Raw genomic sequence first — 22,093 nt, 5'->3', positions numbered from 1 at the left:
CTCCGCAGCCAACCTCCGGATCAGCGCCCAGTCCTCCAAAGTGATCACTCTCCAATCGTCGAGTGTTCACTTTTCACCGCCGAAACTGACCAGTTTTCGAGCGTCGTCGACACCCCCAAGTTCCCGAGCCCGAGCGAACTTGGTGGTGAGGTCTACTTCACGAAGGACCAGATCGATTGCGAGCTCACGGTACGACTCGGACACGTGGCTGATCCATAGGGCCCACACGCCGGTGAGACGAGCCCAAAGATGCGAGCCTTCGGAATCGGCTCAAAGTTGGGAGGTTGAGCGGCCCTTGGTTCGAAGTACGCTTGCCGCAATTGGCTCGGACGAGATGGGGGAAGCGTTGACGGAAGAGCTCGAGGGAGACGAGCCTGGCGGAGACACCGACTCCGACGGTACGGCAAATCTGCAGGAGCACGAGTCTCCGCTCGCCGAGCAGGAGAAATCATCCGGGAAGGACGCGAAGGCCAACGCCGCAACCAACCTTGGCATGGCGGTACTGAAGGCGATTGCGCCGCTCGACCTCCCAACGATCAGTCCGGCGTTACTCGGCATCGGCCAAACGGCAGCAGACATCTTCGGCGCACTGGACCTTCCGAAATTGACACCCGGCATCTTCGGTGCGGCAACTTCGTCGATCATCACGTTGATGACGGCCGCCAGCCTTGCGCGCAGTCGCCCCAGCGACTTTGAGACGGTTGAGGAACCGCCGACTTCGTACTCATCGCGGCTTTCGTCACCGGGCGACTACTTCGCTGATCAGGAGGCCATTGTTGAGTCGATGGAGGACCTGAATCAAGTAATCCGTCGGCTCACGGACAAGGCCCAGCTCGTTCCGCTTGTGTGGCGCGGACAGCAGAACGCCGACTGGGCCCTGCACAGCTCGCTCTTCAGAGAACTCGCGGCACTGAAGGGGGTCGTCCCACCCCAAGACAATCCGGTCGGCGTCCAGCCTTACCCGAGCGAAGATGACATGGTCGCAGCCGAGCGTGCGATTCTGCGCGTGGCGCGAGAGTCCTGGCGGTTCAGTCAGTTGACCGCCATGGAGACGATCGCGCGGCTGCAGCATCAAGGTGCTCCGACTCGGCTACTCGATGTAACGCGCAATCCGTACATCGCCGCTTGGTTCGCGGTAGAGGCGAGCGACGAACATGATGAATCTGACGCGCGCCTGTTCGCCCTCGGAACTGCGCCCGTCCCCAAGACCCCAGAAGCCGAGTCCGCCAACACGGCGTACGCCGCACTGAGTACGGCGCTCACACAGAGCTTTGAACCGTTTTGGCACGCGCTCGACACCACCGCAAAACGTCAACAGCTGGATTGGGGAACAGGCTCGAATCGCCTCGTGTGGGTTCCGCCTGAATACGACCCCCGGATCGCCGCTCAGAACGCGGCCTTCGTGCTCGACGGAGTTCCGATGTTCACGCAGCGTGTATCCAGATACTTCAAGGCCAGCGACGGCCACTCCTGGACGAAGGCGGATCTCCTCGCATCGGCATCGATATACGCCCGAATGTACTCGACCACCAGACGGCCGCCCGCGAACGGTGCGAGCATCGCCCCATCGTTCAGCATCCGCATTCGCTCCTCAGCAAAGCTGGAGATACGCAGGATGCTTGAGCGCTGGTTCGGATACTCCCGGGCGAGCATCTACCCCGACTTCGGGGGGCTGTCTCAACACATTAAGCACGCGTTCCGGGACATCGTCGCCGCAGGGCCGTAGATCGGACCCGTCGGAATGCACCCCAAGGTCCGTCTTCCGTGCAATGCGCGCAAAGGGATCCAGCCGCGGGGCGTAACCGAACTCGCGCACGACGTCGGCGGTCAACTAGGTGTACTGCTCAGGCAGGTTGGTTAGCCGGGTGATCGGTGGGACCGTGCCGATGGCGGTGTGGGGCCTGTGGTGATTGTAGGGATGTAGCCACCTGGGAAGAGCGGCTCGGCGGGCTGACTCGGAGTTGTAGTGCCGGCTGAAGGCCCATCCGTCGGCGAGCGTACGGTGGAAGCGCTCTATCTTGCCGTTGGTCTGCGGTCGGTAGGGTCGAGTCTTCTTCGGACGGATGCCGAGCTCGGCGCACGCGTCCCGCCACGCGTGCGACTTATAGGCGGAGCCGTTGTCCGAAAGGACTCGTTCGACGATCACGCCGCGGGCAGCGAACCAGGACGTGGCCCGTCGCAGGACGCCGACTGCTGTCACGGCGGTCTCGTCGTCGTGGATCTCTGCATAGGCGACGCGGGAGTTGTCATCGACGACGGTATGCACGAACGCATGACGCATCAGCGGCTGATAACGGTTGTTTCGGTCCTTGCCGGGGGTCGCGATTCGGTGCTTACCGCCTTGCGCGCGACCAACGGTGCGCCAGCCGCCGCCGTCGGGGATGTTGCCGAGCTTCTTCACGTCGACGTGGATCATCGATCCCGGATACGCGTGCTCGTAGCGACGGATCGGTTCCCCGGTCCGGATATCGACGTGCCGGAGCCGGTGCAACCGGCAACGAACGAGGACGGCGTGCACGGTCGAGGCGGGCATGCCGAGCTTCCCGCCGATCGCGACCGGGCCGAGGCGCTTCTTCCACCGCAGATGCACGATCCGCCGCACGACATCCTGACCGGTCTTGTTCGGTGAGCGGTGCGGCCGCGAAGACCGATCCTGCATTCCCTCGACGCCCATCGCGGCGTATCGCTCGGCCCACCGGTTTGCGGTCGGCCACGAGACGTGGAAGAACACGGCCGCGTGCGCGACCGGCCACCCGTCATCGACGATGAGTTTCCCGATCCGCAGGCGTTGGATAGGGGTCAAAGCAGCATTAGCGTGGGACATCGAGGGCCTCCTCGTTCAGAACGGAACCTAAGCAGCTCCACTCCAACGCAGGAGGCCCTCTTCACACCCAAACGACTACAGCGAGTCGTCGCAAATCAACCAACGTCCCTGGGCAGTACAACTAGGCGCGGGGTCAATCGTCCGTACCGAGCCTCTGGGGAACAGCGGGCGAATCGCATCTCAGCCCAACAAATCTCGCGCACGCCCGATCGTTGAGCATGGCGCGTCGCCGCCGGCGCCCACCGTGCTGGCAACTCGGTGTGCCAGCACGGTGGGTGCTCGAGCGACCAGTTCTCCCGCTGCGACTGCGCGGCCCCGATCACAGGGATCTGGTCAGAGCGCCGCCAGCGGATCGACGACGACGTTGACGTTGTAGCCGCACGTCGCGGTGAAGAGCCCACTCACTTCGAACATGCGCACGCTTTCGTCTTTAAGCGCAGGAAAGCTCTTGAAGTTCGGGTTGGTCCAGCCGATACCCGTGTCCAGGTCGGACCACTGCCAGGAGAAGTTGCTGAGCCCGCCCTGCCCGCCACCGAACGCCGTATAGGCACCAACCTGGCCGTAAGCCTGAAGCACGGCCTTGAACGGAACGGCGTCCACCTTGCCCTGCGCGAGCAACGTCTTGATGCTCACACTCGTCTGGCCGGGCACTTGCACTTCCACGCTTCCACCGAACGACACGGTCTCAGAGTGGGTGTTCTTGTAGCCGGCTGCGAAGCTGAGTTCCGCAGACGTCGAGACCTCCCCTTCACCGACGAGCGGAAGCCCCGCCGAGAACTTCGCGGAGGCCGTCAGTTTGAGTCCGGCGGTGACGTTCCATTCGTAGCTGTCGGTGACGCTCGTCGAATAGGTGATCGTCCTCTTGACGGACGCGGGCGTGGGATTCTTGACGTCCGTCTGCTCGAGCAGCACCGGGTTGTGGATAAGGCGGTCAGCGAGACCCGGATAGTCGAGGCTGATCAGTCGCAGCAGAACCTTGGATGTGTCGAACTGGGTGACGGGCCGCGCATTCACCGACCACTGGTCACCGGTCTTCTTGTAGCTGGTCTCCAGCGCCGACAGGATCTTTCCATTCACATCGATCTCGGACATGCGGCATCTCGCTTTCGGTTGCGCTGGACTCCCCCATACCGAAGCCCGGACAGACGCGGAGTACCGACAGGCCACATCATGGCGTGGTGTCTGAGCGATGTAAAGAGTTCGGCTGCGAAGTTCAGCGGTCGGACTCACATGTCAGCCACGTGGCCGCCGCGCGAGCGCCTCATGCGGGTCGCGCCGGATTCTCGCGGCCGCATGCGAGCGGGCCCCGCTTCGCCAAGGCGCGTAGCAATCACTGAACGACCCTGCGATCGCGATGCTGTGGCGTTGCGCAGACACGCGGATCGACGCCAGGATGTGACTGCGGCTCATCGACGAGTCCAGATTGGCGGACAACGTGGCCGGCAATTACGAGCTCTACAAGGATTCGGCGGGTGGCTTTCGATTCCGCCTCAAGGCGGGTAACGGCGAGATCATCGCCACGTCGGAGTCGTATGCGTCTAAGGCAAGCGCCCAAAACGGAATCGCCTCGGTGAAGACCAACGCCGACTCCCCGACAGTCGATCTCACGTAGGCGGCGACGCCCGCCTAGACACAACTGCGCGAGTGTGGCCGAAGCGCTGCTCTGTCCCAATCAGTTCGGTTGGTCTGGCGACCGCGCACGTAGCTGGCCCTCAGTTGCCCGGGGCCTGCTGAGGGATCCTCGACCCGATCCCGGCGACGAAGTAGAGCAAGCGCCACGTCGGCGTTCCGGGTTCCCCGCTCCGCGATACACTCTCGGCGGCCGCGGACCGCCTCAGTGTGGGGCTAAACCTGCACCGCGCCGAAGAACTCGCGTGCCGTCGCCAACTGGGCGAGTGCCATCACGCCGGCCACGGAGAGGTAGATCAGCCCGATCATGTCGATGCCGTAGGCGATCGTGACCGCGGTAGCCAGCACGACGAGCCAGATCGAAGCCCACGCCCAGCGCTGCCTGGCGCGGTAGGGGAAGAACAGCACCAGCAGGGCGAACGCGTTGACGACCGCGTAGGCGATGAACATCCGGCCCTCGTCCGGTGACGTGGCCACCAAGAAGATCGCGACCAGGTGATTGAGCAGCATCCCCGTGTTCAGCACGATCAGCACGATCCAGCCGGCCTTTGCCAGTCCAGTTCTCATGCTTGAGTGTAGGACCGGGTCCACGCCGGCAACAGACCCGCCGAGCGCCGCCGGGACGACGGCGCTCATCCCAGCGCCGCCCTACTGCAAGGTGGCGTCCGGCCACCACGGATCCTCAATGAGCGCCCCATCTGCGGGACGATCGCCACTGATCTCGCCAACACTGTCCGGTCAGGGATCGCTAACGCGCCGACCGCGAGCTGAGGCTTGTCTTCCACCACGGGTGACGCCGCGCGGGCTCTACACGGAGAGCATCTTCGATGCGGTTCGCCCGTTCTTCCAGTTTGGCTAGATCGTCCACAAGCTTGCGGAGGGACAGTGCCGCAAGGGGACGCTTCGAACCCCATGGCATAAGGGGTAGGAGCAGGCCGAGCACGCTCGTGGCGATGAGGCTTGCCACAAGCCAGCCCGGTGCCCCGCCTATCAGTGCGGGGACTAGTGCGACAACGTCGAGCAGGAGGACATAGGCGGCGGTGATCAGCCCGAACAGGATGAACTTGTTCAACCGATCTGCCTGATTGATTGTCCGGTACGCGATCAGATACGCGGTGACCGCGAAGACGACTAGGGACAATTGCCCAACGAACACGATCCATGCCGTGGCGACCTGGCCGGTGGTCACCCACAGGGCGCAGTTCAGACCAAGCGAAGCGACCGAGCCACTGGAGACGACAAGGATTGGCCACCGCGCCGGCTGACCGTGCTCCCTGCGAATCACGCGCTGTTCAACCTTCGCCCTCCAAGCGCGGCCCGTCTCAAGGTCCCGAACAAGGTCACGTCGTTGTTGCTCGAGAGTGCCCCGCGAAACACGGGTAACGAGCACGCCGAGGGGCACGAGCAGTGGCGCGCACAATAGGACTGCACCGTTCGCGCCCGTCGCGATGGCCGGTTCGAAGGCCGAATACATCGACCAGCCGACCCACACGATGAATATCCCCGTGAGCATCCCGCCGAACACTCCCACAAGCTGACGCGTTTCCGCGATTTGATCCGACTCCCGCACCCCAGGTTCGCGCCTGAAACCCGGAACCACTAGAAAAACGAGCGCGGCCACCAGAGCGGACAAGTACATCGGAAGGACGATAGGAGCGGCCTGCGCGGCGACGTTCAGTGCTAGGCGGGGAAGGTCGTCCAGGAAGAACGCCGACAGGACGGTGAGTACCCCGATCACAACGGCGAACGAGGTGACCGCGCGGGCGGCCTCCGCTGTCGTGTGCAGCTCGCGCAGTTGTGGCAGAGTGCCTCCGCTCGTTCCCATGGCGACGAAGCTACATGAGAGTGCAACACCGTGATGCTCTAGAACCGCCAGTGCGCAGTTGTGCGCGATGGTCCCGCTTCCGGGCGACGCACGGATGGGGATGGCCGTTGAGCTCGCGTTCGGCGGGAGTCGTGTTCACATGCGCGTCGAAATCTGGAGTCGCGTCCCGCCCTAAATGGTTCCTGACGGACCGAAGCTCAGGGATCGATCAGCCTTATCCAAGGTCTGGTCCGGATGCGCCGAGGCGACGGCGCGCGCCTGGCAATGTGGAGTGTTGGTGCCGATCGAAGGTAGGCGAATGGCGACTCTGCAGCCCGGGTGGTACCCGGACCCAATCGACTCGTCTCTCCGGCGATGGTGGGACGGAAGCCAGTGGTCTGCCCATGTGACGCGCGACGGGACCACGTGGGTTCTCCCAATGCCCGAGGTTGTGCCAGCCCGACGGCGACGGCGGATGCCAGTTTGGGCATGGATTCTCATCGGTGTTGTGCTGCTGGTGCCCGCGATCCTGCTGTCGCCGTTCGTGGCGGCGGTAGCGCTCGCGATCGTGGTCACGGGCGTCGTCGCGCTAGCCAAGGGCACTCCGACATGGCTGCGCTTCCGCAGCCGGAAAGCCGCGGCGGGGGTCACGGCTGTCGCGGCGGCGGCCTTCCTGGTGTTCGGCGGTGTTTCGGCCGCCGCGCAAGCAGGGCGAACAGATTCAGGTGTCACCGCCGCGCGCTTCACCGACTCCGAGTCTTCGAGCGGCAGTGACGAAGTTGCGAAGGAGCCCAGCTCGTCACCCACTCCGACGCCCGTCACGACGGTAGCTGAGGAAGTAATCACCGAACCCGTGGCATTCGAAGAGTCCACGCTCGAAGACGCGACGATGGCCGAGGGGGAGACCAAGATCACGACCATCGGGAAGGTCGGAGAGCGCACGCTTACCTACCGGATCACGCTGGTCGATGGCGAGGAAACCAAGCGTGAAATTGTCTCTGACGTCGTAACGACCGAGCCGATCTCTCAGGTAACGTCCGTTGGAACCTATGTCGCCCCGCCGCCGCCATCTCCGCCGCCTGCCCAGCCTGCCGGCTGCGACTCGAACTACGCTGACGCTTGCGTCCCGGTGGCGTCCGATGTGGATTGCGCCAGCGGAAGCGGAAACGGCCCCGCGTACTTTGACGGTGTCGCGCGGGTCGTCGGGGTCGACATCTACGATCTGGATCGAAACGGCGACGGCTTCGCTTGCGAGCCGTGACAACGCGATCCGAGACCGCCACCTCGTCATCCCGCGCCGTCATCCCACGTCTGCGGTCGAAGGCGACGACGCTGCTGGCCGCGGGCTTAGCCGCGGCCGCGATCACGGGAGCCATGTCAGCGTGCGCGCCTCGCCCTTCGGTTGCCGAAGCGGTCCATTCCGAAGCAACACCCACGGCGGCCACCGTGCCGGTCGACCCTGCGCCAGAGGTATTCACCTTCGTATCGGTGGTCGATGGCGACACGATCGAGACCTCTGCCGGTACGGTTCGCATCATCGGGATAGACGCCCCGGAACGCGGCGAATGCGGAGACTCAGCGGCATCGAAGGCGATCGCCGAGTTGCTCGCTCCAGGCAACAATGTCGAGCTTAAATTGCCCGCGGGCCAGAACGATCGGGATCGGTATGACCGACTCATTCGCTACGTCTCTACGAAAAACGGTGTCGATCTCGGCTTGATGCAGTTGCAAGCAGGCAACGCGGTCGCTCGATACGACTCCCTGGACGGATACCCCGGCCACCCCCGAGAAGCGACTTACCACGCCGCCCAGCTAGCATCACTCAGTCCCAACGGAGCCGTCATTGCCGTCGGCTGTCAAGCCAACGCGCCAAACACCCCACCGGCTGGCGATCGATGGTGGGAACAGTATTCGTCGTGCACAAAGCTGAAGAGGAACGCCGTTGACCACCCCACCGGTCCATTCAACCGCGATGATCCTGGTCAAGCGCAGGCCTACGACTGGTTCGCGAACCGCACCGGAAACGCGGGAGACGGCGATGGAGACGGCCTCGCCTGCGAGTAGTCCACCAGGTGGGCCTGCCGGTGGATCTGCCTAGCCACCGATCAGCGTCGCATAGGCGTTGAGCGCAATCGTGCCTGCGACTGCCACGCTGCTGATGATCAGGGCCACCGCCCACAGAACACGCACTCGGCGGGCCGCAGTGACCTCGCTGCGCAGAGCGCCGAAAGCCGACATGTCCACGTCGGCTTCTGGCTGAACTGCTGCCGTCCAGAGTTCTCGACGCGCCAAGGCTGTGGCGAGGCGATCGCGCACCTCAGCATCGAGTGTGATTTGGCGACGGTTCAGCCATCGGACAAGTTCGGTGTCACGGAGCACCGCCACATCGTCGGGCTGCTCGCGAATCGTGATGCTCCGGGCTCCGACGATGACGATCGCGGGATGTGTGGCGGTCGGGAAGCCCGTGGCAGCCGTGAGCAGCTTCTCGACGCGCTGCGCCTCGTAGCGGGAGTTGCGCAAGTGCTCGGTCTTCTGGCCGTTGACCAGCAGTCGCTTGCTGCCGACCCAGATCCGGGCATCCTCGTGCAACTTCGTGTTGATCGTGAATACGCCCGCGGCGCCGATGACGACATGATCGATGTCACTGCCGCGGTCGCCGATCGGCACAGAGTGCAGCACCGTCCAGCCGGCATCAAGGGTCGCGAGCCGCTGGGCAACTCGCAACTCTCCCAGCGCTCCGAGATACCACGGCCGCGAGTCAGCCGAGAGCGGCGACCGACCGAACAGTTTCGAAACCGTCGACCGCCCGGGAACGCTTGCTTGGACCTGCAGGCACGCGGCAATCACGGCTGAAGCGGGGATGCTACCGAACTGCTCGAAAGAATTGGTTGTGGTCATCAGCGCCGGCGCCGCCGCGTCGGGGTGAGCTGCAGCCAGAGCGCGCCCACCACCACCCCCACGAAGAGCACCGCCACCCCTGGACTCGCCGTCAGCGCACCCCACAGCATGCCGAGCCCTGAGCGGACACCTTCCCCCACGACTTCCCCATAGTCGATCATGCGGTCAGCCTAGAGCTTGGCTACGACGTCATCCGCGAGACCGGAGCCATAGCTTCCAAGCCTGCGCCGTCGCGCGACGGCGCAGGCGATTCTGCGTGCGATCTCAGAACAGTGCCCGATTCCGCAATAACCCGACCTGACCCATTCTGACGGGTGTCGATAGACTCCCGTTGGAGGTCGAATGTCGCTCGAGAAATCGGCATGGCGCGCCAGCGATGCCGTCAACTATGAAAGCGCGGTGGATGCCGTGAACACCTCGACGGCCATGCTCTTCGATCTCGCTGCTGCGGGAACGCTTGACCTCCCCACTGCGGTCAGCGAGGCAACGACGCTTCGCCGTGAGTTCCTGAGAGTCGACGGTTTCGATCGCGAAGCTGTGGAACGGTACGTTGCGCGGCTTGAAGTCTGCATCGCTGAACTTGAGAGCCTCCGCCAGTGAGCGACTCAACGTTCTTCGATGCGCGCGTCCGGCCCGTGATCTTTCCTCATCCCCCCTCCGATGCGCCCGTTCTCACGCTCGTCGTTGGCCAGCCTGGAGCGGGAGTCGCGCGCGCTTCGTCGCACTTCATCGGCGATGACCTGCCAGCGAAGTTGAGCGCCGGCGACCTACGCACTTTCCACCCCCAGCACCTCGATCAATCCCGGTCGCCCGAAGGCCTGAGCCCACTCACGGAGGCGACGACCGAGTGGATGCGTTCCGCTCTCAACTACGCACGCACGACCCGCCGCTCCCTATCGCTCGACGGCACGCGCAGCACTCTCGACCTCGCGCTTGCAACGACGAACTTGTTCGGGAAGAGCGGGTTCGAAACGACCGTGGTCGTGGTGGCCGTACCGCGCACCGAGAGCCTCCTGGCTACAGCATCCAAATTCCTTCTGGACTCGAGGTCCGGTCGACCGTCGACGTTCACGAGTATCGCCGAGCACGATGCAAGCTTCGAAGCCGCCCGCGCGCTGGTACACACGCTCGAGTCGGCACCAACTGTTGACCGCCTCACGATCCTCGGGCGTGACGGGGTAAGCCGATTCGATTCTCTCCGCACCGACGCTGCTGCCTTCGGCGGCGCCACAGCCGCACTCGACCGCGAGCGGGCGACTGCGCTCCCCAGCCCACAGGCGATGCGCTGGCTGTCGGAGCTGCGAGCGATGACCGACTACGCGATGTCGTCGCGCCAGGTCGAGCGCCCCCTGGCCGATGTGCTGATCGAGCTACACGAGATCGGAATTCGCGAGGTCCTCCCCCGACTCCCGCTCCCCAAGGACTCGCAGGCGCGCCCTGCTGCCGAGGCGAGCCTCGGTCGGCAGCTCGTAGCAATCCGCCAGGCGGTCCCCGTCACGCGGCGGGTCCAACCGCAGCCCGGCCCGGTGGTGTCGATGCCTGAGCCCGATCGCGGCATCTCGCTATGACCCGCGCGATCGGCTATGTGCGCGAACTGCTCGCCTCCGATGACCCGATCGAGGCCGTGGCGGCGCTTCGCCTGGCCGGAGCCTCGAAGGTGTACGTCGACCGCCGTAGCGATCGGACGCGACCCGAGCTCGATCGATGCCTGCAGGCGCTCGCTTCGGGCGACACGCTGCTCATCGCTTCTGCGGCAACCCTTGTTTCCTCGGTCGAGCAGTACGTTGTCACGGTCGCACAGCTCAAGTCGCGCGGCATCCATCTGCATTCGATCGCCGAGCCGGCACTGTCGACCATCCCCAACTCCGCGATGTCATCCGCAGACGCACTCGACGCCCTGGACGCCCTGCGTCGAGGCCTCATCGGTCTGCGAACACGCGAAGGATTGGATGCCGCAGCCGCTGCCGGCCGAAAGCCCGGGCGTCCGCGCGTGATGACCGATGAGCGCCTCGCGGTCGCGAAAGAGCTGCGAGCGCAGAAGCGGTCGTTCGCGCAGATTGGCCGCGCGCTCGGTGTGAGCGAAGCGGCGGTGCGCCGAGCACTCACAGCGGCCGCGCCGCCGCCGAACGATCAGGTCAAGATCGAGTAACTGGCCGTAGACGCGCCCAGCAATGCCGCCACCGCGATCGCTACTACTGCGAGGACTGCCACGGCGGCCGTCATCCGAACAGCCGCGACGCCGTTGCCGCGCACGGCTGCGACAGCGACCGCCGGGACGAGGATGACGAAGCACATGCTGCACAGGCCGACGAGGACGAGCGCTATTCCCACGATCATCTGCTCGTTCATCTCAGCTCCCGTCTGACTCGGCTGTTCGATGATTCGAGTCTGCTCGGGGGTTCAGACACCCCACTGGTCGCCGCGCGCCAGGCCTACGGCATCCATCAACGGCACCCAATCCCCACCATCCTTCCGACCCTGGCGAATCCAGCGGTCGAGAACGGCGGAGCGCGGGGACCGTGGAGTAGCGGAAGGAGCGCAGCGAGTGAGCATACGCCGCGAAAGCCCCGGGCGCAGCCGTTCGCGACCGCTACACTCTCGCGGCCGGAGGGGTGCGCTCCGCTACTCCTCGGCGAGCGCCATGAGGCTGGCGACGAACTCTCGGTGGTCGGCGTCCTGGCTCGAGATCACGTCGGCGATTCGACGTCGCCACTCCCCCGCTAGCGCCGGATCGAGGCCGCCCGCCCGTTCCATCACCCAGTCGACATCCTCATCGACGGTGTATCCGGGCTCATCTTCGCTCTTGCCGGGGTAGTACGTGAACGCGGCGACGGCCACGCGGGCGAGCATCGCCTCGGCGACGGATCGATCCAGCACGATGCCGGCTCCCTTCGATTGCGTGTTCATAGCGATAGTCCTCCAGTTTGGATCGGCGGGGTGGGCAGCGGAGCGTGCGCGTGTCGTTGCGATTGTGGGCGACGAGCGGCGAGACGCAGCTGGTCGTTGATCGCGCGTGCAATGGCGTCCATGCGGGCCGCTTCGGCGGCATCGGCATTTCTCTTGCTTTCGGCGGCCGCGAGGCGCTCGCGTGCGCGCACTTCGCTGGCCGAAACCGGACGCGTCGGATCGGAGTCGTCGGCGATTCCTGCAGCGATTCGAACCCGGGCGCTCGCGCGCAACCACCGCGCGAGCTCGTGCGCAGGCGTCTCGGGCTCGCGGCGCATGGCCTTCACCTCCTCGGTTGTGCGGACGCGTGCGAAGAAGTCTTCTGCGGCGGCGGCATTCTCGGCGCGCTCGGCCGCACCGACGCGATGCAACCGTCGCGGCGGCAATCCGACCTCGCGACGACGCTTCTCTCGAGCGCGCCACTGTCGCTGCTTCTCGAGCTGCTTCTCGCGGTTCGCCCAGTAGTACGCCATACGGCGCTCGCGCACCTCGTCGCCATGCTTCGCGTAATAGCGCTCAGCCGCCGCCCGTTTCGGCTCGGGGTTGTCGCGGTGCTTCGCACGCAGCTTCGCGTTCTCCTCATCGCGGTGCGCGTCGTGCCAGCGCTTGGTGCGCTGCTTCTTTGCCTCGCGGTAGCCCTCAGGGTCGGCCGCGCGCTGCGCTTGCCGACGTTCGCGCTGGTAGGCGAGGTGCGCCTCGGGGTCGGCGGCGTAGCGGTCGCGGGAGCGCACGCGTCGCCGCTCGGCCGCGTCAGCCGCCTTGCGCGCCGCATCCGCGCGGGCGCGCTCACGAACACGGTTCTGCTCGCGGACCCGCTCGAGATGCCTCTCTCGGAATCGATCGCGATACTCCTTCACCTTGTCGGGGTGCTCCGCCTTCCAGCGACGACGATTCTCACGGATGCTGTCGGCGTGTCTCTCGCGATACCGCCGGTCGCTCTCACGCCGGCGTGCGGCGCGCTCCTCTTCGGACGCAGCTGGCCCGCTGCGACGGCCTTCGAGCTCGTCAGCCATCGTTCAGTCCTGCTCGGCTGCCGGCGACACATCGAGGCGCGACGCGAGCTGCTTGATGCGATCCGGTTGGAAGCCCGTCCAGTGATGGTGATCATCCACCACCACGACCGGCGCCGATGAGTAGCCGAGCTCCTCGGTGACGTACTCGCGAGCCGAAGCATTGGCAGGGTCAGTGAGGTCGAAGGCGGCGTATCGCAGGCCCTCGGCATCCATCACGTCCTTCGTCATGCGGCACTGCATGCATGCGTCGCCCGTCGTGTAAACGGTGATCATCGTGACCACGATCTGCTCCATCTGCGTATGTTCCAATTGGTTTACGCCGAGTGAAGCACTTTCTGCTACGCTGTGCAAGAGGCGATGCCAAAGCGCCGCGCGGTTAGACAGACTAGGGGGGTGAAGGTCGACGTGAAGACACTCGATGGCAACCCGGTCACGTGGCGCGAGGCCACTCAGCCGGTCGGTTCCGTGTTGCGGATCGCCCCGGCATTCGTGGCGACGACGACTGACGCCGCGCTGGGCGTCGAGACATCCGTCACGGCTCGATACATGCATGACGAGGGTCGGTATGTGATCCGAGGCGTCGCGAACACCTCGACGCGAGACGACGTCGAGATCAACTACCCCACCGTCGCGAAGGTCGGCATGCAAGCGATCGTGCAGTCCGCCGCGCCGAGGTGCATCTTCCTCACGCTCGACGACGAGGAAGATGCTCGCGCCGAGTGGCTCAGCGTCGATCAGCTGACGACTGCCGGTCGACGCATCCTGCCGCCAGCAGTTGCCGCCGAGGTCGTCAAGCGGGGCGGGGGCGAGGCACGCATGGAGGTCATCGAACTGCTCTATGGCAGCGCAGCGTTGGCGGGGCTGCCGCCGGCGAAGCTGATCCAGCGCGAGCTCGGCATCCCCCACCGCACCGCGTCGCAATGGATCATCGACGCCCGCAAGGCGGGGCGCCTCGAGGGCATGAACTACAACGCCGGTCGACCGGCGGGTGGATAGAACTCACCGAAGCAGTCCGCGGAAGGAATGAGACGATGACCATCAGCCACGCATCACGACACGGCGAAGTGATCGATCCCCCCGCGGAACAGGTTGGCGCGGCGACCCAAGAGCGGTTGGAATGCCTCTTCTACTCGGAATCCGAGGCCGCCGATCGGCTCGGGCTCCATCGAACGACTCTTCGTGCGTTGGCGCTCGAGGGGCGGGCGCCTGTCGAGGCCATCCACCTCACCGAGCATCGGCGGGTCTATCGCCGCGTCGACATCCACCGCCTGGCAGGCGTGGAGACATGAGTATCGAGGCCCGCAAGACCAAGACAGGCAAGACCTACTACTACGTGCGGGTCAAGTCCGGTCGGCAGCTCGTGGCGACGAGGGCGTTTGATACGAAGCGCGAGGCCGAGACATGGGAACGCACGCAGAAGCATCTTCTGGAGACAGGCCGGCCATTGCCGCCCAAGCGCTCGTTCACCCTCAATGAATTGGTGACGATGTTTCTTGTCTCTCGAGAGCGCGGCAACCCCCACACGGTCGACACCGACCGGAACAACCTCGCTGCCCTCCCGAAGTCGCTGCTCCTCCGGCCGCTCGCATCGATTCACGCCGGCCACATCCGCGAACATCTTCTCGCCGAGCTTCGCAACGGCAAGATGCCGTCGACTGTTGCCCGATCCAAGACCACGCTCAGCGCGCTCTTCACCTATGCGTTCGATCAAGGCCTCCTGCACCAGCCGCATCCGGTGCAGACCATGCCCAAGATCCCGGAGTTGAGCACCGTGGCGCAGCGTGCGCTCACCGTGAAGGACATCCCGACACCAGTCGAGGTGGCAAGCTCGATCGCCGCGCTGCGGGAGCGCCGTCCAGACATCGCCGACGTGTTCGAGTTCATGGCATTGAGCGGCGTGCGTTGGGGCGAGCTGCGCGCCATTCGCGTCCACTGGCTGTCCGAGGTACCAATCCCGCAACTGGCCATCGACCGATCCCATTCCGATCGATACGAAGAGAAGCGCCCGAAGTCCTGGCGAGGCACGCGCGCCGTGCCCCTTTCGCCTCGGGCCGTCGCCATTTTCCGCCAGCACGCAGCAGGGAAGTCACCCGACGATTACCTCTTCACCAATCAGGATGGTGGTCAGCTCTCTGTCGGCGTCGTCCGCAAGTTCCCGCTCGGTTTCCGCCGCCACGCGCTCCGACATTTTGCCGCGTCGTCGTGGCTTCGGCTCGGAACGCCGGTGCACGAGGTCGCAGAGTACCTCGGCGACGAGGCACGCACGGTGCTCGCGGTCTACGCCCACGTCCTCGGCGAGGGACAACGCCGCGATCACGTGCAACGTCTGAGCTCGGCTGAGAGCCCCGCTGTCGGCGGGGGACCCCTGGGGGACCCCTGGAGCGAAAACAGCGCCCATGGATGAATCCCCACCCTCCCCCATGACATGAAAAAACCCCCGGCTGACCGGGGGTTTTTCTGCGGAGACGGAGGGATTTGAACCCTCGGTCCCCGTGAGGGGACTCCACCTTAGCAGGGTGGTGCACTAGGCCGAACTATGCGACGTCTCCAGGCAACCAGCCGCCGAGGCGGCACGGATGCGCCCAGCAATCATAACCGCTGCGCCCGGTTCCGCCGAACCGGCCAGAACCGTCGAACCCGGAGCCAGACGCAGAGCCACTACTCGGGCTGCGTGCAGGTGACCTGGGCCGCGGTGGTGCCCGCGATCTCCGAGGGCAGGTCGACGCGCTCCTCGGCGACAGGAGTCTCAGCATCCGCCGTCGGCGAAGGAGATTCAGACGCCGAAGCTTGAGCCGAAGGCGTGGCCACCGGTTGCACCGCCTCGCCGGTCACCTCGACGCCGTAGCCCTGGCTGGCATCGCCCGTGAGGGTCACCGGCTTGTTCGCGGCGAGCGCGGCGAACAGCGGGGCGGCGGCCTCGTAGACGGGCAGCACGCGGTCGGAACCGCCGTCCGACGAATACGCCGTCGGATACTGCACGAAGACGATGTCCTCGTACGGCACATCCTTGACCGCCATCGCGATCTGCACCATGAGCGTCGGGTTCGCGATCGACTGGCTGAGCACCAGCTGCTTCTGGGTGACCTGGCTCATCGCGGTGGTGGCGAGGTTGAACAGCGTGCCGGGGTTTGCGAGCACCGAGTCCGACTGGAGCTTCCGCACCATCGACGACATGAACTGCTGCTGGTTCGAGATGCGGCCGAGGTCAGAACCGTCGCCGATGCCGTGGCGGATGCGCAGGAACTGCAGCGCCTGCGTTCCCTGCAGTGTGTGCTCGCCGGCGGTGAGCGAGAGCCCGGTGTGCGAGTCGCTGATGTCGCCGGCGACGCACACGTCGACGCCGCCGATGGCGTCGGACATGTTGATCACGCCGGTCCAGCGGATGGCTGCGGCGAACTGGATGTCGACGCCGGTGAGCTCCTCGACGGTCAGCGCGGTGCACGCGAGCCCGCCGTACATGTACGACGCGTTGATCATCTGCGCGCTCATCGCCGAGTACTCGCCGCCACTGCCGTCGGGGCAGGCGGGGATCGGCACGATCATGTCGCGCGGGAACGACACCACGGTCACGCGACGCGGCTCGTCCGAGATGTGCACGAGCATCGTGACGTCGTTGCGCTCTCCGCCGTCGTCGTCGATCCCGCAGCGCGGAAACAGCCTGACGTCCTGTCCCTCGCACGAGTCGGTGCCGACGACGAGCAGGTTCACGCCGCCCTCGATCGCGCCGAGCGACGGCGGCGGCTCTTCATCGCCGAGCACGACGGCGTTGTCGCCGAGCGCGGTCGCGGCATCCCACACCGCGTAAGCGGCGACACCCGTCGCACTCACCGTGACCACGCCGACGACGACCGCGAGCAACGCGAGGAGACGGAGGATCGGATGCCGCTGGTCGGCCTGCGCGTGACGCGCGATGGTGCTGCGGCCCTCCTCCGAGGGCCCGACGGTGCCGGGCATCAGCCGTTGTCTCGCAGGTTGCCGTTCGAGCAGGTCTCCTGGGCGGCTGTCGATCCCGTGATCGATGACGGCAACTCGACGACGTCTTCGGCAGGCGCTGCGGTCTCGCCCGGCTCGGGCGTGGCGCTCGGGGATGCCGCGGGCTCATCACCCGGCTCGGGCTCGACGACCACGACACCGTCGTTCGAGCCGGCTTCCCCGGTGAGCTCGATCGGCTTGTTCTCCTCGAGGGCTGCCCAGAGTGCGGCGGCGGCCGATTCGTTCGGAACGACACGGTCCGCGTCCCAGGGGTCTTCGACCGTCGGGAACTGAACGAAGACGATCTCGGCGAACGGCACGTTCTTCACGGCGAGCGCGATCTGCACGAGGGTGAGCGGGTTGGTCAGCGACTCGCTGGGCGTGATGTTCTCGACGGTGGTCGAGGCGAGCTTGTACAGCGTCGCCGGGTTGGAGAGCACGTCCTCGCTCATGAGCTTGTTGGCGAGCCGCGACATGTACTGCTGCTGGTTCGAGATGCGGCCGAGGTCTGAGCCGTCACCGACGCCGTGGCGCGTGCGGAGGAACTGCAGGGCGGCCATCCCCGAGACCTCGCGCATGCCGGCCGGCCAGTCGATGCCGGTGTAGTAGTCCTTGATGCCTGAGGCGAGACACACCTCGACGCCGCCGATCGCGTCGGTGACCTCGATCACGCCGCCCCAGGTCACCTTCGCGGCGAACGGGATCCGCTGACCGCTCAGCTGCGACACGGTCTTCACGACGCACGCGAGGCCGCCGATCGAGTACGCGGTGTTGATCGCCTCTTTGCTGATCGGCTCGCTCTCGCTGCCGTCCGCGCGGGTGCATGCGGGGATCGGCAGCATGAGGTCGCGCGGGAACGAGATGACCGTCACCTTTCGCGGCTCTTCCGAGATGTGGACGAGCATGTTGACGTCGTTGAGTTCCACATCGGCATCGGGGCCGGTGCAGCGGTCGCCGAAGAGGTGGGCGTACGCCGGCTCGCACGCGTCGGTGCCGGCGAGGAACAGATTCACGCCGCCCTCGATCGCGCCGATGTCTGGCGGCACGGAGTCCTGATCGGGGAGAGCTACGGCATCGTCGGCGAAGCTGGCGCTGAAGTCGTACGCGGCGTAGGCGGCCACGCCGGCGGTCGAGACGAGCACGACGGCGACGACGATGGCGGCGATCTTCGCAAGGAAGGCGAGCGGATGCGGCGAACGCAGCTCACCGTGGCGCGCCACGGTGTGACGGCCGCGCTTGCTCGTCTCACTCACTCGGGATCCTCTCGGGCTTCTTACGACTCCGGTCCCCCGACACACGTTCTGCGGAGGGTGTGGGATTCGAACCCACGGGACATTGCTGCCCACTGGTTTTCAAGACCAGGTCCATCGGCCGCTCGGACAACCCTCCCGATGGAAACCGCGTGAACGGCATCCGTCGAACAGGCGTCGAGTCTAGCCGACAGCACTGTCGACCCATTGTTCCAGGCACGCCTGTGGAGGCCCTGAACGGCGCGGCGATCGCCGTCAGTCGGGCTGGAACGCCCGAGAACGCCTACAGCCGGCGCAGCACCTCGGCGACGCCGCCCGCCTGCACCGATGTGGTGGTCTCGCCCGCGGCATCCTTCACCTCTTGCGGGCCCTGCTCCATCGCGACCGCGCGGCCGCCGTTCTCGAGCGCCCACCGGAACATGCCGACGTCGTTGCGTCCGTCGCCGATGACGAGCACGTGCGCGGGGTCGAAGCCGAGCTCGATGCGCACGCGCTCGAGCGCCGTGCTCTTGTCGACGCCTTGGGGTGCGATGTCGAGCCACGCGGTCCAGCCGACCGCGTACGAGACCTGGTTGAGCCCGATCCGGTCGACGAGGTCGACGAAGTCCTGCTCGCCCTGCTCGGGAGCGACGACGACAACGCGGCACACCGGCTGCTCGTCGAGCTCTTCGAACGGCACGCGCCGCGCCTGGATGAGGTTCCAGTCGTCGAGGTACTCGGTGTACAGGCGCCGCCCGTCGGGCAGCTCGACGAGGTATCGGGCGTCGGGCAGGTGCTCGCGCAGCTGCGCGAGCACGACCGAGGGGTCGAAGGTCTCGATGTGCCAGCGCTCGTACTGCAGCTCGTCGCCGTCGAGGCGCTTGAGGACCACGGCGCCGTTCGAGCACACGACGAACTCGGGCGCGATCTGCAGCACCCGCATGATGCCGCGCGTGCCCTCCCAGCTGCGGCCGGTCGCGATCATGACCTCGTGGCCCGCGCGATGCGCGTGCGCGACGGCGTCGACGACGCCGGGGCTCAGCGACTCGTCCTCGAGCAGCACCGTGCCGTCGATGTCGAGCACGATGAGCAGGCGCTCGGTCGGAACGGCGGGATCTTCGGTGTCGCGCGCGACCCGCTCGACGAGCTTGGCGGCCTTCTTCGGCTTTACGACCTTGATCGACCCCGTCGGAGGCAGGTGCTCAGTGCTCATTCGATCGCCCCCTTCGGGCGATGCGCGCTGGCGCGCGCCGGACGCGTACCGCGCCTCACGCGATCGGCTCCATGACCTCGAGGCCGCCGAGGTAGGGCCGCAGCACCTCGGGGACGGTGACCGAGCCGTCGGCGCGCTGGTGCGTCTCGAGGATCGCGACGATCCAGCGGGTGGTCGCGAGCGTGCCGTTGAGGGTCGCCACAGGCTGCGTCTTGCCGGGCTTGCCGCCCGGCTCTGCGGGAAGGCGATGACGGATGTCGAGCCGACGCGCCTGGTAGGTGGTGCAGTTCGACGTGGAGGTGAGCTCGCGGTACGCGCCCTGCGTCGGCACCCACGCCTCGACGTCGTACTTGCGTGCGGCGCTGGAGCCCAAGTCGCCGGCGGCGACGTCGATGACGCGGTAGCTGAGACCGAGGTCCTGCAGCATCCCCTCCTGCATCTCGACAAGACGCAGGTGCTCGGCCTCGGCATCCTCGGGGGTCGTGTAGACGAACATCTCGAGCTTGTTGAACTGGTGCAGGCGAATGATGCCGCGGGTGTCCTTGCCACCCGACCCGGCCTCGCGCCGGTAGCAGGTCGACCACCCGGCGTAGCGCTTCGGGCCCCGCTCGAACGAGAGGATCTCGTCCATGTGGAAGCCGGCGAGCGGCACCTCGCTCGTACCGACGAGATAGAGGTCGTCGTCGGCCAGGTGGTAGACCTCGGCGGCGTGCTGACCGAGGAATCCGGTGCCGCGCATGACCTCGGACCGTACGAGAGTGGGCGGAACCATCGGGATGAACCCGGCGGCGAGCGCTCGGTCGAGCCCGAGGTTCATGAGCGCGAACTCGAGGCGCGCGCCGATGCCGGTGAGGAAGGTGAACCGTGCCCCCGAGACCTTGGCCCCGCGCTCCATGTCGATCGCGCCGAGGAGTTCCCCGAGGGCGAGGTGGTCACGCGCCTCGAAGTCGAACGTGGGCGTCTCGCCGTGCGTGCGGAGGGTGACGAAGTCCTCTTCGCCGCCAGAGGGAACACCCTCGATGACGATGTTCTCGATCTTCGCGAGCGCTTCGTCCGACGCCTCTTCGGCGGCGGTGACGGCGTGCTGGGCGAGCTTGACGCGCTCGCTCAGCTCCTTCGCCTCGGCGACCAGGGCCGCCTTCTCGCCCTTCGGCGCCTGCGCCACCTTCTTGCCGTGCGCGTTCTGCGCGGCACGCAGCTCTTCGAAGGCGGTGATGGCGGCTCGGCGGTCGCGGTCGGCCGCGAGGGCGGCGTCGACGGTGTCGGCGGACTCGCCGCGCGCCTCCTGCGAGCGCTTGACCAGCTCGGGATTGTCGCGGAGAAGGACGGGATCGATCACCCGACAAGCTTAGTCGGCGGTCAGGACGAGAGACCCGGGCACTATCGTGGGGCACATGACGCAGACCGATGCCCCGCCGAAGTGCGCCGCGTTGGTCTACAACCCCACGAAAGTGGATGCCGACACCATCCGCGCGACGATGACGCGACTGTCTGCCGCCGCCGGCTGGGCCGAGCCCCTCTTCTATGAGACGACCGTCGACGACCTGGGCGACGACATCACGCGGCAGGCTCTCGAGGCCGGCGCCGACGCGGTGCTGGTCGCCGGCGGCGACGGCACGGTGCGCGCCGTGTCGGAGGCGATGAGCGGCTCGGGTGTTCCGCTGTCGATCGTTCCGAGCGGCACGGGCAACCTGCTCGCCCGCAACCTCCGGCTTCCCCTCACCGACCCCGAGGCGATGATCCGCGCGGTGTTCGACGGCGACACGCTGCCGATGGACATCGGCTGGACGACCCTCGTCCGCGCCGACGGCACGAGCGACGAGTATGCGTTCGTCGTCATGGGCGGGATCGGGCTCGACGCGGCGATGATCGCCAATACGAACCCGCAGCTGAAGAAGACCGTCGGATGGGTCGCCTACGTCGACGGAGCGGCGCGGTCGCTGCCGGGCGCGAAGCCCTTCCGCGTGATGTACCAGCTGCCCGAGTCGCGCCTGCACTCGTCCCGCGTGCAGAGCGTGCTGTTCGCGAACTGCGGGTCGCTGCCGGCCGGCCTCGAGCTGATCCCCGAGGCGTCCGTCGTCGACGGCGCACTCGACATTGTGATCTTCCAGCCCAAGGGGCCCCTCGGCTGGATCTTCGTGTGGCGGCGCGTGGCGTGGGACAACAGCGTGCTGCGCCGGTTCCGCGCCGGGCGGCGTGTGCTGGCGCTGCGGACGAAGGACAACTCGGTGCGGTACTCGCGCGGCTCGGGGATCGAGATCGCGACGCAGGATCCTCAGCCGGTGCAGCTCGACGGCGACGAGTTCGGCGCAGCCGTGCGGGTGCAGACCCGCGTGGCCGCCGGCGCTCTGCTGGTCGTCGTGCCGAAGGGGCACGCCGTCTCAGGCCTCTGAGCCCCCGCCCTGCGCGCTGCGCCGCGCGGCGCCCGCGTCTCCCGCCCCGGGCCCTGGTTCCGACCGTTTACGGACGGGACACGCCGCGAAGCTCGGGGCCGGCTGCGGCGCGTTCCGTCCGTAAACGGTATGGCGGCGGGGAGGGCGAGGTTCCTCCACAGCGGGACGGGCG

General features: G+C 66.3%; 26 protein-coding genes and 2 tRNA genes. 12 read left to right on the top strand and 16 right to left on the bottom strand.

From position 1 onward, the window contains the following. On the top strand, positions 1 to 219 hold a 219-nt coding region (locus FFS15_RS18770), incomplete at its 5' end, for a hypothetical protein (protein ID WP_212743188.1). A gap of 127 nt (positions 220 to 346) precedes the next feature. Further along, complete coding sequence (locus FFS15_RS18265; protein ID WP_212743187.1) at positions 347 to 1,726, top strand: FRG domain-containing protein; 1,380 nt, start codon at positions 347 to 349, stop codon at positions 1,724 to 1,726. A gap of 105 nt (positions 1,727 to 1,831) precedes the next feature. Here FFS15_RS18265 and FFS15_RS18260 read toward each other — a convergent pair whose 3' ends face one another. Then, positions 1,832 to 2,824 (bottom strand): IS481 family transposase, encoded by a 993-nt coding sequence (locus tag FFS15_RS18260; protein ID WP_137846480.1) that lies wholly within the window; start codon positions 2,822 to 2,824, stop codon positions 1,832 to 1,834. Between the two features lie 333 nt (positions 2,825 to 3,157). Continuing rightward, on the bottom strand, positions 3,158 to 3,916 hold the full coding sequence (locus tag FFS15_RS18255; RefSeq protein ID WP_137846479.1) for an ETX/MTX2 family pore-forming toxin: 759 nt from the start codon (positions 3,914 to 3,916) through the stop codon (positions 3,158 to 3,160). A 343-nt stretch (positions 3,917 to 4,259) separates the two neighbouring features. Here FFS15_RS18255 and FFS15_RS18250 point away from each other — a divergent pair, with 343 nt between their 5' ends. After that, positions 4,260 to 4,436 carry a YegP family protein gene (locus tag FFS15_RS18250; RefSeq protein WP_137846486.1) on the top strand — a complete coding sequence of 59 codons (177 nt, stop codon included), beginning with the start codon at positions 4,260 to 4,262 and terminating at the stop codon, positions 4,434 to 4,436. A gap of 233 nt (positions 4,437 to 4,669) precedes the next feature. On the opposite strand, the gene FFS15_RS18245 is transcribed toward FFS15_RS18250, so the two are convergent. Beyond that, positions 4,670 to 5,020: a hypothetical protein gene (locus tag FFS15_RS18245; RefSeq protein ID WP_137846478.1), complete on the bottom strand. Its 351-nt coding sequence runs from the start codon at positions 5,018 to 5,020 to the stop codon at positions 4,670 to 4,672. A 181-nt stretch (positions 5,021 to 5,201) separates the two neighbouring features. Further along, entirely contained in the window at positions 5,202 to 6,278 is a 1,077-nt protein-coding gene (locus tag FFS15_RS18240; protein WP_137846477.1) for a hypothetical protein, read from the bottom strand. Between the two features lie 487 nt (positions 6,279 to 6,765). Here FFS15_RS18240 and FFS15_RS18235 point away from each other — a divergent pair, with 487 nt between their 5' ends. Together FFS15_RS18235 and FFS15_RS18230 are read left to right on the top strand one after the other, a co-directional pair. Beyond that, positions 6,766 to 7,518, top strand: coding sequence for a G5 domain-containing protein (locus FFS15_RS18235; protein WP_249354225.1), 753 nt, complete (start codon positions 6,766 to 6,768; stop codon positions 7,516 to 7,518). 185 nt (positions 7,519 to 7,703) lie between these two features. Beyond that, the gene (locus tag FFS15_RS18230) at positions 7,704 to 8,321 is read left to right on the top strand and encodes a thermonuclease family protein (protein WP_137846475.1); all 618 of its coding nucleotides are present in this window, start codon (positions 7,704 to 7,706) and stop codon (positions 8,319 to 8,321) included. 30 nt (positions 8,322 to 8,351) lie between these two features. Here FFS15_RS18230 and FFS15_RS18225 read toward each other — a convergent pair whose 3' ends face one another. Both FFS15_RS18225 and FFS15_RS18725 read right to left on the bottom strand, forming a co-directional pair. After that, positions 8,352 to 9,155 (bottom strand): nuclease-related domain-containing protein, encoded by an 804-nt coding sequence (locus FFS15_RS18225; protein WP_137846474.1) that lies wholly within the window; start codon positions 9,153 to 9,155, stop codon positions 8,352 to 8,354. Then, a complete protein-coding gene (locus tag FFS15_RS18725; RefSeq protein ID WP_171013277.1) occupies positions 9,155 to 9,316 on the bottom strand; it encodes a hypothetical protein in 162 nt (53 codons plus the stop codon). The genes FFS15_RS18225 and FFS15_RS18725 overlap by 1 nt, the downstream gene beginning before the upstream one ends. 181 nt (positions 9,317 to 9,497) lie before the next feature. On the opposite strand from FFS15_RS18725, the gene FFS15_RS18220 reads away from it, so the two are divergent. The 3 genes from FFS15_RS18220 to FFS15_RS18210 are packed head-to-tail and all read left to right on the top strand — an operon-like array spanning position 9,498 to position 11,304. Then, positions 9,498 to 9,755 carry a hypothetical protein gene (locus FFS15_RS18220; RefSeq protein WP_137846473.1) on the top strand — a complete coding sequence of 86 codons (258 nt, stop codon included), beginning with the start codon at positions 9,498 to 9,500 and terminating at the stop codon, positions 9,753 to 9,755. Then, entirely contained in the window at positions 9,752 to 10,723 is a 972-nt protein-coding gene (locus tag FFS15_RS18215; RefSeq protein WP_137846472.1) for a zeta toxin family protein, read from the top strand. The genes FFS15_RS18220 and FFS15_RS18215 overlap by 4 nt, the downstream gene beginning before the upstream one ends. Then, positions 10,720 to 11,304 (top strand): recombinase family protein, encoded by a 585-nt coding sequence (locus tag FFS15_RS18210; protein WP_137846471.1) that lies wholly within the window; start codon positions 10,720 to 10,722, stop codon positions 11,302 to 11,304. The genes FFS15_RS18215 and FFS15_RS18210 overlap by 4 nt, the downstream gene beginning before the upstream one ends. Here the strand turns inward: FFS15_RS18210 and FFS15_RS18205 are convergent. The 4 genes from FFS15_RS18205 to FFS15_RS18190 form a co-directional block, all read right to left on the bottom strand. Further along, complete coding sequence (locus tag FFS15_RS18205; RefSeq protein ID WP_137846470.1) at positions 11,286 to 11,504, bottom strand: hypothetical protein; 219 nt, start codon at positions 11,502 to 11,504, stop codon at positions 11,286 to 11,288. The genes FFS15_RS18210 and FFS15_RS18205 overlap by 19 nt on opposite strands. A gap of 273 nt (positions 11,505 to 11,777) precedes the next feature. Further along, a complete protein-coding gene (locus tag FFS15_RS18200) occupies positions 11,778 to 12,062 on the bottom strand; it encodes a hypothetical protein (RefSeq protein ID WP_137846469.1) in 285 nt (94 codons plus the stop codon). Then, positions 12,059 to 13,114 (bottom strand): hypothetical protein, encoded by a 1,056-nt coding sequence (locus FFS15_RS18195; protein WP_137846468.1) that lies wholly within the window; start codon positions 13,112 to 13,114, stop codon positions 12,059 to 12,061. The genes FFS15_RS18200 and FFS15_RS18195 overlap by 4 nt, the downstream gene beginning before the upstream one ends. Before the next feature lie 3 nt (positions 13,115 to 13,117). Beyond that, complete coding sequence (locus tag FFS15_RS18190) at positions 13,118 to 13,408, bottom strand: glutaredoxin family protein (protein WP_249354223.1); 291 nt, start codon at positions 13,406 to 13,408, stop codon at positions 13,118 to 13,120. A 99-nt stretch (positions 13,409 to 13,507) separates the two neighbouring features. Between FFS15_RS18190 and FFS15_RS18185 the strand changes: the two genes are divergently transcribed. From FFS15_RS18185 to FFS15_RS18180, 3 genes are read left to right on the top strand one after another with little or no spacing between them, the layout of a single operon-like run. Beyond that, positions 13,508 to 14,110: a hypothetical protein gene (locus FFS15_RS18185; RefSeq protein WP_249354220.1), complete on the top strand. Its 603-nt coding sequence runs from the start codon at positions 13,508 to 13,510 to the stop codon at positions 14,108 to 14,110. Between the two features lie 35 nt (positions 14,111 to 14,145). After that, positions 14,146 to 14,403, top strand: a complete 258-nt coding sequence (locus FFS15_RS18720) for a hypothetical protein (protein ID WP_171013276.1) — start codon at positions 14,146 to 14,148, stop codon at positions 14,401 to 14,403. Then, positions 14,400 to 15,518, top strand: a complete 1,119-nt coding sequence (locus tag FFS15_RS18180) for a tyrosine-type recombinase/integrase (RefSeq protein ID WP_171013275.1) — start codon at positions 14,400 to 14,402, stop codon at positions 15,516 to 15,518. The genes FFS15_RS18720 and FFS15_RS18180 overlap by 4 nt, the downstream gene beginning before the upstream one ends. Positions 15,519 to 15,574: 56 nt before the next feature. Here FFS15_RS18180 and FFS15_RS18175 read toward each other — a convergent pair. The 6 genes from FFS15_RS18175 to serS all read right to left on the bottom strand — a co-directional run bounded on the left by FFS15_RS18175 (position 15,575) and on the right by serS (position 20,867). Continuing rightward, a tRNA-Ser gene (locus FFS15_RS18175) sits at positions 15,575 to 15,663 on the bottom strand. Positions 15,664 to 15,772: 109 nt separating this feature from the next. After that, positions 15,773 to 17,068 (bottom strand): LCP family protein, encoded by a 1,296-nt coding sequence (locus FFS15_RS18170; RefSeq protein ID WP_171013274.1) that lies wholly within the window; start codon positions 17,066 to 17,068, stop codon positions 15,773 to 15,775. Then, a complete protein-coding gene (locus tag FFS15_RS18165; RefSeq protein WP_171013273.1) occupies positions 17,068 to 18,339 on the bottom strand; it encodes an LCP family protein in 1,272 nt (423 codons plus the stop codon). Before FFS15_RS18165 ends, FFS15_RS18170 begins: the two co-directional genes overlap by 1 nt. A 51-nt stretch (positions 18,340 to 18,390) precedes the next feature. Then, positions 18,391 to 18,475 (bottom strand) — tRNA-Ser (locus FFS15_RS18160). A 144-nt stretch (positions 18,476 to 18,619) separates the two neighbouring features. Beyond that, complete coding sequence (locus tag FFS15_RS18155) at positions 18,620 to 19,528, bottom strand: HAD family hydrolase (RefSeq protein ID WP_137846466.1); 909 nt, start codon at positions 19,526 to 19,528, stop codon at positions 18,620 to 18,622. A gap of 55 nt (positions 19,529 to 19,583) precedes the next feature. Next, positions 19,584 to 20,867, bottom strand: a complete 1,284-nt coding sequence (serS, locus tag FFS15_RS18150) for a serine--tRNA ligase (RefSeq protein ID WP_137846465.1) — start codon at positions 20,865 to 20,867, stop codon at positions 19,584 to 19,586. A 55-nt stretch (positions 20,868 to 20,922) separates the two neighbouring features. Here serS and FFS15_RS18145 point away from each other — a divergent pair, with 55 nt between their 5' ends. After that, complete coding sequence (locus FFS15_RS18145; protein WP_137846464.1) at positions 20,923 to 21,921, top strand: diacylglycerol kinase family protein; 999 nt, start codon at positions 20,923 to 20,925, stop codon at positions 21,919 to 21,921. The last annotated feature ends 172 nt before the right edge of the window (positions 21,922 to 22,093 follow it).

The sequence above is a fragment of the Microbacterium sp. 2FI genome, from assembly GCF_005502885.1.
GTDB lineage: Bacteria > Actinomycetota > Actinomycetes > Actinomycetales > Microbacteriaceae > Microbacterium.
This window is presented reverse-complemented; position numbering and strand designations above follow the sequence as displayed.

What these genes read in the sequence shown, in the direction of transcription:
- FFS15_RS18190 (WP_249354223.1), bottom strand. Translation starts at nt 13,408, where the DNA reads ATGGAGCAGATCGTGGTCACGATGATCACCGTTTACACGACGGGCGAC.
- FFS15_RS18180 (WP_171013275.1), top strand. Translation starts at nt 14,400, where the DNA reads ATGAGTATCGAGGCCCGCAAGACCAAGACAGGCAAGACCTACTACTAC.
- FFS15_RS18255 (WP_137846479.1), bottom strand. Translation starts at nt 3,916, where the DNA reads ATGTCCGAGATCGATGTGAATGGAAAGATCCTGTCGGCGCTGGAGACC.
- FFS15_RS18725 (WP_171013277.1), bottom strand. Translation starts at nt 9,316, where the DNA reads ATGATCGACTATGGGGAAGTCGTGGGGGAAGGTGTCCGCTCAGGGCTC.
- FFS15_RS18720 (WP_171013276.1), top strand. Translation starts at nt 14,146, where the DNA reads ATGACCATCAGCCACGCATCACGACACGGCGAAGTGATCGATCCCCCC.
- FFS15_RS18205 (WP_137846470.1), bottom strand. Translation starts at nt 11,504, where the DNA reads ATGAACGAGCAGATGATCGTGGGAATAGCGCTCGTCCTCGTCGGCCTG.
- FFS15_RS18225 (WP_137846474.1), bottom strand. Translation starts at nt 9,155, where the DNA reads ATGACCACAACCAATTCTTTCGAGCAGTTCGGTAGCATCCCCGCTTCA.
- FFS15_RS18145 (WP_137846464.1), top strand. Translation starts at nt 20,923, where the DNA reads ATGACGCAGACCGATGCCCCGCCGAAGTGCGCCGCGTTGGTCTACAAC.
- FFS15_RS18210 (WP_137846471.1), top strand. Translation starts at nt 10,720, where the DNA reads ATGACCCGCGCGATCGGCTATGTGCGCGAACTGCTCGCCTCCGATGAC.
- FFS15_RS18240 (WP_137846477.1), bottom strand. Translation starts at nt 6,278, where the DNA reads ATGGGAACGAGCGGAGGCACTCTGCCACAACTGCGCGAGCTGCACACG.
- FFS15_RS18220 (WP_137846473.1), top strand. Translation starts at nt 9,498, where the DNA reads ATGTCGCTCGAGAAATCGGCATGGCGCGCCAGCGATGCCGTCAACTAT.
- FFS15_RS18200 (WP_137846469.1), bottom strand. Translation starts at nt 12,062, where the DNA reads ATGAACACGCAATCGAAGGGAGCCGGCATCGTGCTGGATCGATCCGTC.
- FFS15_RS18195 (WP_137846468.1), bottom strand. Translation starts at nt 13,114, where the DNA reads ATGGCTGACGAGCTCGAAGGCCGTCGCAGCGGGCCAGCTGCGTCCGAA.
- FFS15_RS18260 (WP_137846480.1), bottom strand. Translation starts at nt 2,824, where the DNA reads ATGTCCCACGCTAATGCTGCTTTGACCCCTATCCAACGCCTGCGGATC.
- FFS15_RS18245 (WP_137846478.1), bottom strand. Translation starts at nt 5,020, where the DNA reads ATGAGAACTGGACTGGCAAAGGCCGGCTGGATCGTGCTGATCGTGCTG.
- FFS15_RS18155 (WP_137846466.1), bottom strand. Translation starts at nt 19,528, where the DNA reads ATGAGCACTGAGCACCTGCCTCCGACGGGGTCGATCAAGGTCGTAAAG.
- FFS15_RS18170 (WP_171013274.1), bottom strand. Translation starts at nt 17,068, where the DNA reads ATGCCCGGCACCGTCGGGCCCTCGGAGGAGGGCCGCAGCACCATCGCG.